Raw genomic sequence first — 14,778 nt, forward strand, 5'->3', positions numbered from 1 at the left:
TCCCCAAACATCCAGGAAAAGGCGCCCCTTTCACCTTTCACCTTTCACCTTTCACCTTTCACCTTTCACCTTTCACCTTTCACCTTTCACCTTTCACCTTTCACCTTTCACCTTTCACCTTTCACCTTTCACCTTTCACCTTTCACCTTTCACCTTTCACCTTTCACCTTTCACCTTTCACCTTTCACCTTTCACCTTTCACCTTTCACCTTTCACCTTTCACCTTTCACCTTTCACCTATATCTAACCTCAACAGCCTCCGCCCCCAGCAAACGCTTTAACCGCAAGACCAATTCATCCGAAGGATGCACGCGCCATTCATCGCCGAATTGTAGCGATGACTTTGCCGTTGCGGAACGATAAGCAAGCACAATAGGGCAAGAACCGCCCTTAAACGGCTGCAGCGTCTCATCGAGCTTATCGACGAACGACTTTGCATCGCTCTGTTCATCCGTATTCGCCCACTGCAACGCAAGACATCGGGCATATTGATTGCGTGCGTCTTCGATACTGTATAGTTTATCGACCGTCAACCTCAGCATGCCGCTAAAATCGTCAATCGCAACACCGCCCTCTGCGACTAACAACGCATCCTTAGACAATAAATCGCGGTATCTTTCGTAGCTGTCGCCGAAGATTGCCAATTCAAGACGCCCGGACCGGTCATCTAAAGTCGCAAACCCCATCGTTTTGCCGTTTTTATTTTGCCGCGTCCGTAATTCCACGACTAATCCTGCGGTGCGCGCCTCCATTTTTCCTCGCGTGCGCTCGACATCACCCAAGATCTTAGCAATCTTGCCGTGCACGATATGCTTCAATTCCGATTCATATTGCGTAATCGGATGACCGGTCAAAAACAAACCCAAGGTTTGCTTTTCCGCAGCCAATCGTTCCGATTCGGTCCAAGGCTCGGCTTGAGTCGTATAAACGTCCTCCTGTATCTTATCGTCCTCATCGGGCATGCCCAATCCGAACAAGTCGTTTTGACCGGTTTGGGCCATTTTGACGTGCTGTTCGGCCACCCGTAATGCAATTGGCAATTCCGCCAAATGCGCCGCTCGATTGGCATCAATCCGATCGAACGCACCCGCCCTAATCAATGCTTCAAGCACGCGACGATTGACCTTCCTCAAATCGACGCGCTTGCATAAATCGTACAGCCCTGCGAAAGATCCGTTCGCTTCGCGTTCTTTTAATAAATCCTCGATCGCGGATTCGCCAACCCCCTTGATTGCACCGATTCCATACACGATTTGCCCTTTGTCGTTGACCGTGAAACGATAATTCGATTCGTTGAGATCGGGCGGGCAAATAGCCAATTTCATTTCGCGGCATTCTTCGATCAACACCACGACTTTATCGGTATTGTCCATATCGGAAGACAGTACCGCCGCCATAAACTCGGCAGGATAATGCGCCTTCAGCCAGGCGGTTTGATAAGCGACCAAGGCATAGGCTGCCGAATGCGATTTATTGAAACCGTAGCCGGCAAACTTTTCCATCAAATCGAAGATATAAGTCGCGACGCTTTCCTCGATGTTATTCGCGACCGCACCTTCTGTGAAAATTTCGCGCTGCTTGGCCATCTCCTCGGGTTTTTTCTTACCCATCGCGCGACGCAGCATGTCCGCACCGCCGAGGGTATAGCCGGCCAGTTCACGAGCGATCTGCATGACCTGCTCTTGATACAGAATAACGCCGTTGGTCGATTTAAGAATCGGCTCCAACATGGGATGGGCATATTCGGCTTTTGCACCGTGCTTGACGTTGATGTAATCGTCGACCATGCCAGACTCGAGCGGACCGGGCCGAAACAATGCCACTAAAGCGATAATATCGTCGAAACAATCGGGCTTGAGCTTTTTGATCAACTCTTTCATGCCGCGCGATTCCAACTGAAATACTGCGGTCGTCTGCGCTTTCTTCAATAATTCATAGGAGGGCGAATCGTCGCGCGGAATCGCGCTAATATCGACGATAGCCTCGCCTATTTGCTGCTTTTTTCGATTGATCGTCTCGAGCGCCCAATCGATGATCGTCAGCGTTCGAAGGCCCAAAAAGTCGAACTTGACCAGACCGACCGCCTCGACATCGTCCTTGTCGAACTGCGTCACTAGATTACCGCCGCCTTGCTCGCAATAAAGCGGCGTGAAATCAGTCAATTTGGTCGGCGAAATTACGACCCCCCCGGCATGCTTGCCGGCATTACGCGAAACCCCCTCAAGCGATTTCGCCATGTCGATCAGCGTCTTGACTTCCTCTTCGGTCTCGTACAACTGTTTGAGATCGGGGCTATCCTGCAGCGCCTTAGTCAGCGTCATGCCGATTTCGAAAGGAATCAGTTTCGCCAAGCGATCGACGAAGCCGTAGGAAAAACCGAGCACCCGGCCGACATCTCGTACTACGGCCTTGGCCGCCATCGAACCGTAGGTAATGATCTGGGCGACATGGTCGCGACCATAATGACGCGCGACATAGTCGATAACCTCATCGCGCCGGTCCATACAGAAATCGACGTCGAAGTCGGGCATCGAAACCCGCTCCGGATTCAAGAAGCGTTCGAATAAAAGATCGAATTCGATCGGATCGAGGTCGGTAATTTTCAAGACATAGGCAACCAGCGAGCCGGCGCCCGAACCCCTGCCCGGCCCAACCGGAATCGCGCTGTTCTTGGCCCATTGGATGAAATCGGCAACGATCAGAAAGTAACCGGGAAAGCCCATCTGCGTAATCACTTTCAGCTCGGTTTCGAGCCTGTCGTAATAAACCCGGCGGTTCTCTTCTTCGCTACCGGAACCGAAAGCCGGGTGTTGTTGAAAGCGCTCTTCGAGTCCCTGACGGGACACTTCGATCAGATAGTCATCGATCGTCATACCTTCCGGAACCGGAAAGTCGGGCAAATAATTTTCGCCGAGCGTCAGCTCCAGATTACAACGCTTGGCGATTTCGACCGAATTTTCCAGGGCTTCAGGAATATCGGCGAACAACTCCTGCATTTCTTCACTGCTACGCAGATATTGTTGATTGGTGTAATCTTTCGGCCGCCGATTGTCATCCAAAACCCGTCCTTGATGAATACAGACCCTAACTTCATGCGCATCGAAATCCTCCGGACGAATAAACCGGACATCATTAGTCGCGACGACCGGCAGATCCATTTGTTGAGCCAAATCGACAGCCGCCGCCACATAGCGTTCTTCCTCGGCTTTACCGACACGTTGCAACTCGAGATAAAAGGAATCTTCGAATAAATGACTCCATCCCTCGGCCAGCCGTTTGGCCTCGTCGACATTTTCCGCCAACAAGGCCCTGCCGATATCGCCGCTCATGGCTCCGGATAAGGCGATCAGCCCATTATGATTGTCGGCTATCCATTCGCGTTGCACCATAGGCACGCCTTGATGCTGACCTTCCTGATAAGACTTTGAAATCAATTCGGTCAGCGTCGTATAACCATTAAGATTTTTAACCAACAGCGTTAGACAGTAAGGCGATGACGGATCGTCTGGATTGAAGATGTGCACATCGGCGCCGGAAACAGGCTTTATCCCTTGCCCAAGCGCGGCGCGGTAAAACTTGACCAACGAAAAAAGATTGGATTGTTCGGTGACCGCGACGGCCGGCATGTTCATGTCGGCCAAGGCTTTAATCAGCGGCTTGATTCGAACAATGCCGTCGACCAGGGAAAATTCGGTATGAAGTCTAAGATGAACGAATGAAGGTTGCATGCGGGATTTACGGTTATCGCGCGGAGGCGCAGAGGCACGGAGATTTGAAGAAGCTTAAGCTCTGCTAGCCATGAACTTAGGATTCGGTCATAAATAACTTCCTGGAGTTATGAGCTTTGTCGAGGGTTCGGTAACTCGCCTGGCAGGACGCCGTGAATACGTCCATGTAGGCTTGACGACGGCTTTCCTTGCCGCCGACACCTGCCAATCGAGCAACCGAATCCTCCAAAAATAGGGGAGTTATTTTTCGCGAAATCCTTAATAACGCGAAAATAGATTTTATACCTTATTTCGGAGCCGGGTGAACAAGCCCATTTAGGTTCTATAACAGCATCTATAAGCTAATGCTGAATTTGAGTGCGATAGCTATAACTTAATCTCCGCGCCCTGCGCGAGATTAAAATTATTTAATCAAGGCCTTTACCGGAGCGAAAGATTTTCTGTGAAACGGCGTAATACCCAACTGCATTAATTGTTGCCGATGCAGCGGGGTCGGATAGCCTTTATGCAAATTGAAACCATAGCCCGGATAAAGGCGTTCCAAAAACAGCATTTCTCTGTCTCTAGCGACCTTGGCCAATATTGAAGCCGCGGAAACTTCCGGCACCTGCGAATCGGCTTTGACCATTGCCTCTCCTGGTAAATCGACCGGGGGATAGCGATTGCCGTCAACGACAATCCAATCGGGAACCGGATCGATCATCGCGATCGCTCTCGCCATCGCCAGCAGCGCCGCGTGCAGAATATTGATGCGATCGATCTCGCTCGGTTCCGCCCGCGCCACGGACCAACATAGCGCATCCCGCTTGATGGTCAACGCCAGTGCTTCACGTTGCTTTTCGGAAAGCTTCTTCGAATCCTTTAAACCAGCAATTGGCTTATTCGGGTCTAAAACGACAGCCGCCGCGAATACGGCACCGGCAAGACACCCTCGACCGACTTCATCGACTCCGGCAATCCTTTGCACGGTTATCGTAGAATGCCTCGAGTCACGTTCCGCAGGAAACTGACCATCGTCGACAGCTCGTCGCTATCGCCGGCCATGCCTTCCATTTCCTCGATCGCATCCTCGAGCTTTAGGTTCATTTTATAAAGAATTTTATAGGCTTTTCTGATTTGCCGAACGGCTTCCGGCGACACGCCATTGCGCTCCATACCTACCGAATTGATGCCATGCGGGCGCGTTGGACGACCGCCGACCATCACGAAAGGCGGTATGTCTTGCGTAATCGCGCTACCCATCGCCGAAAAACTGTATTGTCCTATTTGGGTAAATTGATGAACCAGCGTAAAACCGCCTAGTATTGCGTGGTCGCATAAATGCACATGGCCAGCCAGCGATGCGCCGTTGGCCATAATTACATGATCGCCGATCACGCAATCGTGAGCGACATGCGTATACGCCATAAACAAGTTATCGGAACCGATCTGCGTTAAGCTGCGGTCTTGCAATGTCCCTCGATGCATCGTCACGAATTCTCGAATGACATTCCTATCGCCGATTTCAAGCCGAGTTACCTCGGAAGCATATTTTTTATCTTGAGGATCTTCGCCTATCGAGGAAAATTGATAAATCCGATTATCCCTACCTATATTGGTCGGACCGTTGATGACGACATGAGGTCCTATAACCGTACCGGCGCCAATCGTAACATCAGGACCTATGATCGAGAACGGGCCGACAGTGACATCATCGGCTAATTGGGCGCGCTCGTTAATAACTGCTCTTGAATCTATCAAAATCAATTCACCGCTGCGGCACACATAATGTTGGCACTGGCGACAAACTCGCCTTCCACTTCGGCTCGGCAATCGAACGACCAAATATTGCGTTTGCTTTTGACGAATTTGGCTTCCAGCATCAATTGATCGCCCGGGCTCACCGGTCTTTTGAATCTAGCATTATCGATACCCACCAAATAATAAGTCATACCTTTTCCCAAATTGGGATCGGTTTCCGACGCCAACAAGCCGGTCGCTTGTGCCAACGCTTCCAAAATTAGCACTCCGGGCATTATAGGCAAATGCGGGAAATGCCCTTGAAAAAAGGGTTCATTGTAAGTCACGTTTTTAACGGCCAACAATCTAACGCCGGGTTCACATTCGACCACCTTATCGACCAATAAAAAGGGATAGCGATGCGGTAAAAATTCTTGAATTTGTAAAATATCTAGCTTGATAGACATGAATGATAAAGTGTTATTATTGGTTGGTAGGTGATTCCGGCAACTTTAGTCTTTTGCTCTCATAAGGCCTGAATTAATCGGGCATTGCAGACAGTTTCTGCTGAATTTGATTGGTGACATCGACCGTTTCGCTGGCATAAATAACCCCTTCGGTCAGCAATAAATCGAAACTTTGACTCTTGGCCAATTCGCGGATCGCTTCGACAATTTTGCGCTGTAATTTGCCCAACTCTTCATTACGGCGAATATTGAAGTCTTCGCTAAACTCTTGCTGGCTTCTTTTAAATTCGCGTTGTTTATTAAGAATGTCTTTTTCCAGATTTCTTCTTTCGGAATCGCCTATGACCGCCGCATCCCTGTTCAATCTTTCCTCAAGATTCTTGATATCGTTTTGCTGAGCGACAAGCTGCTTGTCCCTCGGAGAAAATTCTTGCTCCAAACGTTTTTTGGCTTTTTCAGCCTGAGGCGCCTTTTCCAAAACCGCCGGAATATTGACAAAACCGATCTTCAATTCCGCCCAAGCCATATTGGCGCTCAACAGTAAACCCAAAAATAAAACAACTTTATTTTTCATTATCGAACTCGTAATTAAAATTAAAAATAGTATCCATAAACGGACAAACCTGCGATCTAACTGTCGAATTATAGGTGATAACCCGCTTAAACCAAAAATATACTTCTGTTAACACAGCCTTAACAAATGTAGTGCCTACGGTCTAAATTATTGAAGCATAAGAATTAAAAAACGCGCCAAAAATGGCTTTGTAGTGCTATAACATTTTTATTGCTTTAATATTCAATGCCTTATGTACGGAAAATATTAAAGCAGGGTTAAAATCCGGAACCGAAGGAGAACTGGAAGATTCTTTCGTCATCGCCTTCTTGAAGATTCAGTGGTTTACCTGCACTGACCGCGATCGCGCCGAACGGCGACAACCACTCGCCGGATATGCCGACCGAGTAACGCATATCTCCTCCGATATTGCTCGGGCTGTTGGAAACCGTACCTACATCGAGAAAAGTGCCAAGCCGAACCGACTTGAGATCCTTCATGAACGGGATTGGAAAAAACACTTCAGCGCTACCAGCCACTTTGGTCGATCCGCCGAATGGTCGTCCTTGCGAGTCTCGCGGCCCCAAGGTGTTGTCGTTAAAGCCGCGCACAGAGCGTACACCGCCGGCAAAATAATGCTCGAAAAACGGTAAGTCATCGGTCTTACCGTAGCCGTCGCCATAAGCCAATTCCGCACTTAAACTAAATGTTAAATCCTTCGCGATTGGAAAATATTGTTGCTGTTTATAACTGACTTTGTAATATTCCAAATCGCTGCCCGGCACCGTACCTAACGCGGATAGTCGGTACTGGCCGCCTTCGGTCGGAAAGATCGCACGATTCAATGTGTCGTAGGTCCAACCGATCGACGGCGACAACGTGATAAAAGTATCGCCTTCCCTTTTCAGGAAAGCTCTCACTTCATTCGCTGTAAAGCCGGTTTCCTTGAGCGAGGTATGTCTAAGATCGATATTGAAGTTGAGTCGGTTAAATTCGCTGAGCGGAATACCGAAATTAGCGCCGATATTCGCGACGTCAGTCAAATAGCTGGATATATTCGCCTGCTGAGCATCGGTGGTCCGATAACCGATATCGTAGCCGAGACTGACGCCATCCAACGTAAAATAAGGATCGTAAAAACCGAAGCGGTAATTGGTCGAAATATCGCTGTTGTTAAATGCCAAATTAAGCCGCTTACCGGAACCGAAAACGTTATCCTGGGAAACGTTGGCATTAACGATAATACCTTGTACTTGCGAGAAACCGATACCGGCCGTCAAATTACCGGCCGGCCTTTCGGTGACCGAATAATTGACGTCGATCTGATCGGCGGTGCCGGAAACGGGCGGCGTTTCAACATTCACTTCTTCGAAATAACCCAAACGTTCGAGACGCACTTTCGACCGTTCGATCTTGCTCGTCGACGCCCAACTCGACTCCATTTGGCGCATTTCACGGCGCAACACTTCATCGCGAGTCTTGGTATTGCCTTGAAAATTGACACGATTGACATAGACACGCTTACCCGGATCGACATAAAAGGTCATCGCAACCGTTTTATCGGTATCGTTTATTTCAGGCACCATGTTGACATTCGCAAACACATAACCCTCATCGCCTAAACGATCGGAAATCGCTTTCGAGGTTTCGGTCGCATTCTTGCGGGAAAAAATTTCGCCCGGCCCCACTTGCACCAATTTAACCACTTCTTCGGGATCGATAATGAGATTACCGGCAACCTTGACTTGTTCCAGCATAAACACATCGCCTTCCTTGACGTTGACGGTGATATAGATTTCTTTTTTGTCGGGTGTAATCGCAACTTGCGTCGATTCGATCGAAAAATTGATATAGCCGCGATCGAGATAATACGAACGCAGCCGCTCGAGATCCGCCGCTAATTTTTGTTTCGAATATTGATCGTCTTTCGTATAAAACGACAATAAATTGCCGGTGCTCAATTCGAAATTATCGAGCAAATCGTCGTTGTCGAAGGATCGATTGCCGACAATATTGATTTCCTTAATTTTCGCTACCCGGCCTTCGGAAATATTGATGCGAATACCCACGCGATTGCGGGTCAACGGAGAAACTTCGGTATCGATTTTAAGGCCGTATTTACCGTGACTAAAATACTGGCGGCTCAATTCTTGCTCGACCTTCTCGAGCATTTGTTGATTGAATACCTTGCCCTCGGCAAGCCCAATATTATTCAAGGCCTTGAGCAAGTCTTCGGAGCTAATATCTTTGTTGCCTTCGAAAATGATTTTAGCGATCGATGGCCGCTCCGTAACATTGACGATCAGCGTCGAACCTTCCCTCGCCAGCGAAACATCCTTAAAGAAACCGGTTTTAAATAAGGCTCTAACCGCATCGGGAATCCTATCCTCGGATAAAAATTCACCGACATTGACCGGAAGATAATTGTAGACAGTACCCGCAGAAATTCGCTGCAAGCCGTTGACCTGAATATTATCGACAACAAACCCATCGTCGCCTTTAACCGCTTGGGAAACAACCAGAAACAGTATAAAAAGGCGCGTAAAAGTCTTTAAATTCATGAAGAAGAATGGAAGCATCGATACGATTTAGCTAAAGCGCGATTATATCACAGGAGTTTGAACATCCATATTGCCGAAAAGTCATCATTTTTTCTGTAAATTTAATGACTTGATACGTTGAATCGCTATAAATCGAGACAAATTTCCTTATATTCCAATGAGTCATTAACTAAAGTTATTGTAAGACGAGAGGTTGAATTAGCGGTTAGCGGTTAGCGGTTAGCGGTTAGCGGTTAGCGGTTAGCGGTTAGCGGTTAGCGGTTAGCGGTTAGCGGTTAGCGGTTAGCGGTTAGCGGTTAGCGGTTAGCGGTTAGCGGTTAGCGGTTAGCGGTTAGCGGTTAGCGGTTAGCGGTTAGCGGTTAGCGGTTAGCGGTTAGCGGTTAGAAATGATGCGGCATTTTATACGCTTGTCAAGTCCTAATTTCCTCTTTCCTCTTTCCTCTTTCCTCTTTCCTCTTTCCTCTTTCCTCTTTCCTCTTTCCTCTTTCCTCTTTCCTCTTTCCTGCTCACTGCTCACTGCTCACTGCTCACTGCTCACTGCTTGAGATAGTAATCCGACTGCATTTCGATCAATCGCGAAACAGTACGTTTCAGGAAAAATGCGCGTATGTTTTCGTCATATAGCTCTCTAGCCGGAGCCTCGGCACTGCAAATAAGAATGACTTTATGAAAATACAAAGCATCGACCAATGTCGAAAAACGCTTGGCTTCGTCGTGATTATCAAAACCGAACCGCGGAATGCCGGATACAATAACGACTCTGAAAGCTTGCACGATTTTCAAATAATCGGCCGGTCCTAAGGGCTTCCTGCACACTTCATCGAAGGTGGTAAACGCCACATCACCATGCGCGGCTCTCAGTACGACATTTCTACCCAACACCTTAAGACTGTAAGGCTTTAGCGGTGCCGAATGGGTCAGTTCGCGGTAACACTGCTCTAAAGCCGAAGCCGCATGTTCGTCAAGCGGGTAAAAATAGGTTTTTTCAGCGCCGTGAATACGAGTCAAGCGATAATCGTGTTTGGCAACGAGCTCAACGACATCTGCCGAAGCCTTCAACAGCTCGATGAACTTTAAAAACAGCTCCGGAACCAATCCGGCTTGATATAAATCATCGGGATGCCGGTTTGAAGTAGTAACGATTACGGTACCGAGTTCGAACAAACGGCTGAACAAACGATCCAAAATAACGGCATTTGCGACATCGATCACATGGAACTCGTCGAAACAAAGCAGCTTTGTCGAGGCATTAATTTCAGCGGCCAGCGAATGAATAATGTCCTGTTTTTTTTCCTGACGCCAACGATGGGAAAACTCATGAACTTCCAGTATGAACGTATGGAAATGAACTCGGCGTTTTTCCTGAATCGGACAATGATCGTAAAATAAATCCATCAACATCGACTTGCCTCGTCCGACTCCGCCGTAGATATACAAACTTTTGCAGGGCTTTCCGCGCGCCGAAGACAAGCTCAAAAATCCTGACCGATTCTCGGCAGTCAATTTGTCCAGCATTTCCTGAAGATAATGCAATGCCTCGACCTGGGCCGGATCATAGTCGATAAGGCCTTGCTCAACCCTCCATCGATATTCAACGAGCAACGACTCACCGGCATCCAGCTTAGCTTGAGCCGGAGTCATTTTGCTTAGGAATTTTTTAAACATGGGATGGCTTTTAAAAACCGACTGGGTTTTCTCGTCAAAATAAACCGATTATCCTAAATTCCGCAGTTTAACCATGAAGCACTTTAAGCTCATGAATGATTTCAAGGGATTACTCTAACCTGTGCAAGCCGAAACGAACAAAATAGCATTGCCATAAAATCTGCAAAGATGACCGCACGAAGCATGCAACCGGGCTCCGGCCAACTTGCAAAGAGCAGCCTGCGTTACTGCTTTCCTTTCAATAAATTCTCGAGATTCGCGAAAGGATTGAAAGTCGCAGTTTTACCGCTGTCTTTGGCTGAACCGGTATTGTAATGCGCATGCTCATAGCGGGCATGTTCGTTGTCATGGCAATACAGACACAATAACTCCCAATTACTGCCGTCCGCCGGATTATTATCATGATTGTGATCGCGATGATGCACGGTCAATTCCCTGACATTGCTATGATCGAACTCCCTCGCGCAACGCCCGCAAATCCACGGATACATCTTCAACGCTTTTTCGCGATAACCCTTTTCCCGTTCGGCCTGACTGCGGCGTGCATCGAGAACGATTTGATCGAGTTTGGTTTTATCCAATGGTTTTTTCGTAGGCATAAAATCACCTGATTATTAATACTGTTGTGACTATAAAATCGACCGGACCGCTTCACTCAACAACGCATCGAGCTTGATGCAAGATGTCGGGTGTTCGATACTGTCCGTACTCCAAATTTCTTTGACGCCTGCCGCGCGAATATGCGCCTCGGCATCGCCGCAAAACAACGGATGCGTAATCGCGGCATAAACGGCACGCGCACCGGCATTTTGCAATAAACCGATCGTTCGGGCCAGTGTCCTTCCGGTGCTGGCCATATCGTCGATGATAACGACAAGTTTATCCTTAAACGCTTTATCGGGTAAGGTAATTTCGACTTCTCGGTCGCCGCGTCTGATTTTATCGGCTACCGCATAGTCAAAACCGATTTGTGCGGCAATACCGGAAACCCATTGTTCGGATTCGCTGTCCGGACCGAGCAAAATCGCATCGTCGAACTGACTGCTCAAGTAATCGCCAATTGCGCCGGCCGCAGACAGACAAACCGCATTTGCAAGCGGAATCGCTTGATGTAAATGAGAAATACGGTGGAGATGCGGATCGACCGTTAGAACATCATCGAATAAATCAGCCAACAACCGGCCAACAATACGTTGACTGACTGCTTCGCCGGGGCGGTTAGCAATGTCCTGGCGCATATAACAAAGGTATGGCGTTACTAAGGTAACGCGCTTAGCTCCCAATTCTCTAGCCGTCCGGGCAAACAGTATTAATTCGACTAGCTTGTCATTCGGCCGATCGAGACTTCGGCAAACGACGACATGATCGGGCAAGACAGCCGGAAGCCGAACCAAACTTTCGCCGTCGGGAAAACGGTGTAATTCAATGAGTTCGAACGGCGCATCAAGCCTGCAAGCCAGTCTCTCGGCTTGTGCGCAATAATCGGGAAAGGCCAATACCAGCATAATATTAGAAAGCCACCAACGGCTTCAAAACATGCTCCTCTACGCCGATACGATAACCGTTATCATCGACCGCTAACGTTTTCGCGAATTTAAAATCCGCCGAAAAGCCGGCGTAAACACGATAAATCGGCTCGCCTTTCTGCACCCTGTCGCCGATTTTTTTCAACAGATCGACGCCGGCTTTCTTATCCATCGGCGCACCGGCAATTCGGGCAATCTTGGCCATTTGAAAATTATCGATATGGGTCACGATACCCTCCTTATCCGCGCAAACCTCATGACATAAAATACCAGGCGTAAAGTCTATAGTTTTGGCGCCTTGAGCCTGTATCAAATCGTTCATTTTGGCAATTGCCCGGCCCGAATCGAGAATATCCCGCGCAATCGCATAGCCCTGCCCGCCTCTAACATCGGGATCGAATTCAATAATTCTTCCGGCTAATTGCAGCGATTTTTGGCGCAAATCGAATGGCGCATCGGGATTGTTTTCCAACACCTGCATGATATCGCGTGCCTCGAGTACCGGCCCGATGCCGCGACCAACCGGTTGGCGACCATCGGTAATCATGACTTCCAAGTGAATATTGAGCTGATCGCCGACAAACTCGAATAACTTGCGTAAAGCAAGCGCTTGGCGCATGTGCCGAACTTTTGCGGTCGGCCCGACCGGAATATCGACAATCAAATGCGTGGAACCCGCCGCCAATTTTTTCGACAGAATCGAGGCCACCATCTGCCCTTGAGAATCGATCCCGAGCGGGCGCTCGACCGAAATTAACAAATCGTCGACCGGCGCCAGCTTCGCGGTACCGCCCCATGCTAGACAGCCGCGTTCCTGGCGCACAATATCGTGTAAACGCTCTGGAGATAAATTGACTTCGGCTAAAACTTCCATCGTATCGGCGGTACCGGCCGGCGACGTAATCGCCCGACTCGACGTTTTCGGGATCAACATCCCGTGCGCGGCGACGATAGGCACGACCAACATCGAAGTTCGATTACCCGGTATGCCGCCGATACAATGCTTGTCGGCCACCAGCGATTCGTGCCAATTCATGCGCTCGCCCGAATCCAACATCGCGCGCGTCAAATACAAGAGCTCGTCTCGGTCGAGATTATTTTGACCGGTCGCGACCAAAAAAGCCGCCATTTCCATTTTCGAATAGCGTGTCTCGGCAATATCCTTGGCAATACTAGTGAAATCATCTTGGCTCAAGCGTTCGCCGTTAATCTTTCGGCGCACGGCATCCATCGACGCGGGCGGTTCGGCATGCTCCACCGTAACTAATGCGCCTTCGTCAATATTGAGTTTTTGGAAAGCTTGCTCGGAAAGACCCAGTTCGCCCGAATGCACGATGGAGCTATCGTCCACGACATTGAGCACTGCCAACAGCTTATTGCCGTTCGCGCAAACCTTGATTTTCGACAACGCCTGAAACCCCTCGGCTCGGTAAAATGCGCATTCCCGGTTTAAATAGGCAACGTTTTCATGATACGTATCGATACCGATACGACGAATTTGTAACGTGTCATTACTCATGCGAGTCTAAATTAAAATAAATTCGGCTGATAATGCTTGTTGCAACAAACAATGTCAACCTAAGCAAATCACTCCAGCAATCCCCAATTTGAGAAATTTCGCCCTATTCAGGGCGTGGGGTGATGTTCATAGCGAAGATGGATAAACTTAGGTGATGGATGAACGTCGCTCTTCGACAGGCATACTCAACCCCCTCTTATTTCCAAATTGGGAATTGCTGGCACAGATTAGACTCAATCTTGAGTAATTTTCCATTTATTCCGGATCGCCTTGGCTAAAATCATCATTACCGCCAACACCAATAAAGGCAACAACGTCTTAAATGAAATTAACTCATCCAACGTTTGTGCATGAGAAGCATGATAGAGCGCTGATGCGTAGACATAACCCTTGACGGAAAAACCAATGGTTGTAGACACAATAAATCTACTCCAGGGAATACATAATAAGCCGGAAGCATAATTGATCACCGAATGAGGAAACATCGGCAAGCAACGCAACGCCGTCAATGTCAACATATCGCCCTGAACTCGCAATAACTCGTAATATCTCGACTTTTCAATACGTTTGATCCAAGGCGCGCCACCCTTTTTGGCTATCCAATAAGCGCAAATCCCTCCGAACAAACCGCCGGTAGCGATAATAAAAGCGGCAAGCCATGTCTTATAAAGCACGCCAACGATTAAAATCAAACCTGTCCCGGGTAATGCAAAGGCATACAGCAGTATTTGCCCGAAAATCAAAACTACCGGAAGCCATGTCCGGTCGGCATAAGCCTCCGAGATCGACAAGACTCGCCGCCAATCGACAAAGCCCAACGCTTCTAATAGCACTCCGAGCAATAGCACTAACAATAAGAAGCCGATTTTTAATGATTTTTTTGTCATCGGCATGATTCATTATACCCGTAGATCAAAATTCGGCACCGGGGGGCCGAATTTTGATCTACGATGATGGGTAAAATAAGGGACTTGATCTACGATGAGTATATTTAAGGATATGACCGTAAATAACTCCCCTATTTTGTGGAGGGTTCGGTT

The 14,778-nt window shown here is 48.3% G+C and carries 11 protein-coding genes; all 11 read right to left on the reverse strand.

Features of this window, described 5'->3' with window-relative positions:
- Window positions 1–233: 233 nt before the first annotated feature.
- The 11 genes from dnaE to MEALZ_RS15295 all read right to left on the reverse strand — a co-directional run bounded on the left by dnaE (window position 234) and on the right by MEALZ_RS15295 (window position 14,625).
- On the reverse strand, window positions 234–3,728 hold the full coding sequence (gene dnaE, locus MEALZ_RS15245) for a DNA polymerase III subunit alpha (RefSeq protein WP_014149545.1): 3,495 nt from the start codon (window positions 3,726–3,728) through the stop codon (window positions 234–236).
- 403 nt (window positions 3,729–4,131) lie between these two features.
- Window positions 4,132–4,695, reverse strand: coding sequence for a ribonuclease HII (gene rnhB / locus MEALZ_RS15250; RefSeq protein ID WP_014149547.1), 564 nt, complete (start codon window positions 4,693–4,695; stop codon window positions 4,132–4,134).
- A gap of 2 nt (window positions 4,696–4,697) precedes the next feature.
- A complete protein-coding gene (gene lpxA / locus MEALZ_RS15255; RefSeq protein WP_046061628.1) occupies window positions 4,698–5,468 on the reverse strand; it encodes an acyl-ACP--UDP-N-acetylglucosamine O-acyltransferase in 771 nt (256 codons plus the stop codon).
- A 2-nt stretch (window positions 5,469–5,470) separates the two neighbouring features.
- Window positions 5,471–5,914, reverse strand: a complete 444-nt coding sequence (fabZ, locus tag MEALZ_RS15260; RefSeq protein WP_014149549.1) for a 3-hydroxyacyl-ACP dehydratase FabZ — start codon at window positions 5,912–5,914, stop codon at window positions 5,471–5,473.
- Between the two features lie 73 nt (window positions 5,915–5,987).
- A complete protein-coding gene (locus tag MEALZ_RS15265; RefSeq protein WP_014149550.1) occupies window positions 5,988–6,488 on the reverse strand; it encodes an OmpH family outer membrane protein in 501 nt (166 codons plus the stop codon).
- Window positions 6,489–6,745: 257 nt separating this feature from the next.
- Window positions 6,746–9,028 carry an outer membrane protein assembly factor BamA gene (bamA, locus tag MEALZ_RS15270; RefSeq protein ID WP_014149551.1) on the reverse strand — a complete coding sequence of 761 codons (2,283 nt, stop codon included), beginning with the start codon at window positions 9,026–9,028 and terminating at the stop codon, window positions 6,746–6,748.
- Between the two features lie 534 nt (window positions 9,029–9,562).
- Entirely contained in the window at window positions 9,563–10,693 is a 1,131-nt protein-coding gene (gene zapE / locus MEALZ_RS15275) for a cell division protein ZapE (protein ID WP_014149552.1), read from the reverse strand.
- A gap of 224 nt (window positions 10,694–10,917) precedes the next feature.
- The gene (locus MEALZ_RS15280; RefSeq protein ID WP_014149553.1) at window positions 10,918–11,292 is read right to left on the reverse strand and encodes a YajD family HNH nuclease; all 375 of its coding nucleotides are present in this window, start codon (window positions 11,290–11,292) and stop codon (window positions 10,918–10,920) included.
- A gap of 30 nt (window positions 11,293–11,322) precedes the next feature.
- A complete protein-coding gene (locus MEALZ_RS15285; protein WP_014149554.1) occupies window positions 11,323–12,198 on the reverse strand; it encodes a ribose-phosphate diphosphokinase in 876 nt (291 codons plus the stop codon).
- A 4-nt stretch (window positions 12,199–12,202) separates the two neighbouring features.
- Entirely contained in the window at window positions 12,203–13,738 is a 1,536-nt protein-coding gene (locus MEALZ_RS15290; RefSeq protein ID WP_014149555.1) for a thymidine phosphorylase family protein, read from the reverse strand.
- A gap of 233 nt (window positions 13,739–13,971) precedes the next feature.
- The gene (locus tag MEALZ_RS15295; RefSeq protein ID WP_162472977.1) at window positions 13,972–14,625 is read right to left on the reverse strand and encodes a TVP38/TMEM64 family protein; all 654 of its coding nucleotides are present in this window, start codon (window positions 14,623–14,625) and stop codon (window positions 13,972–13,974) included.
- Window positions 14,626–14,778: the final 153 nt, after the last annotated feature.

Source organism: Methylotuvimicrobium alcaliphilum 20Z, assembly GCF_000968535.2.
Lineage (GTDB): Bacteria > Pseudomonadota > Gammaproteobacteria > Methylococcales > Methylomonadaceae > Methylotuvimicrobium > Methylotuvimicrobium alcaliphilum.

Excerpts from the sequence above, each read along its gene's own strand:
- fabZ (WP_014149549.1), bottom strand. The coding sequence starts at position 5,914 with ATGTCTATCAAGCTAGATATTTTACAAATTCAAGAATTTTTACCGCAT.
- bamA (WP_014149551.1), bottom strand. The coding sequence starts at position 9,028 with ATGAATTTAAAGACTTTTACGCGCCTTTTTATACTGTTTCTGGTTGTT.
- MEALZ_RS15290 (WP_014149555.1), bottom strand. The coding sequence starts at position 13,738 with ATGAGTAATGACACGTTACAAATTCGTCGTATCGGTATCGATACGTAT.
- MEALZ_RS15295 (WP_162472977.1), bottom strand. The coding sequence starts at position 14,625 with ATGACAAAAAAATCATTAAAAATCGGCTTCTTATTGTTAGTGCTATTG.
- zapE (WP_014149552.1), bottom strand. The coding sequence starts at position 10,693 with ATGTTTAAAAAATTCCTAAGCAAAATGACTCCGGCTCAAGCTAAGCTG.
- MEALZ_RS15265 (WP_014149550.1), bottom strand. The coding sequence starts at position 6,488 with ATGAAAAATAAAGTTGTTTTATTTTTGGGTTTACTGTTGAGCGCCAAT.
- MEALZ_RS15285 (WP_014149554.1), bottom strand. The coding sequence starts at position 12,198 with ATGCTGGTATTGGCCTTTCCCGATTATTGCGCACAAGCCGAGAGACTG.
- MEALZ_RS15280 (WP_014149553.1), bottom strand. The coding sequence starts at position 11,292 with ATGCCTACGAAAAAACCATTGGATAAAACCAAACTCGATCAAATCGTT.
- dnaE (WP_014149545.1), bottom strand. The coding sequence starts at position 3,728 with ATGCAACCTTCATTCGTTCATCTTAGACTTCATACCGAATTTTCCCTG.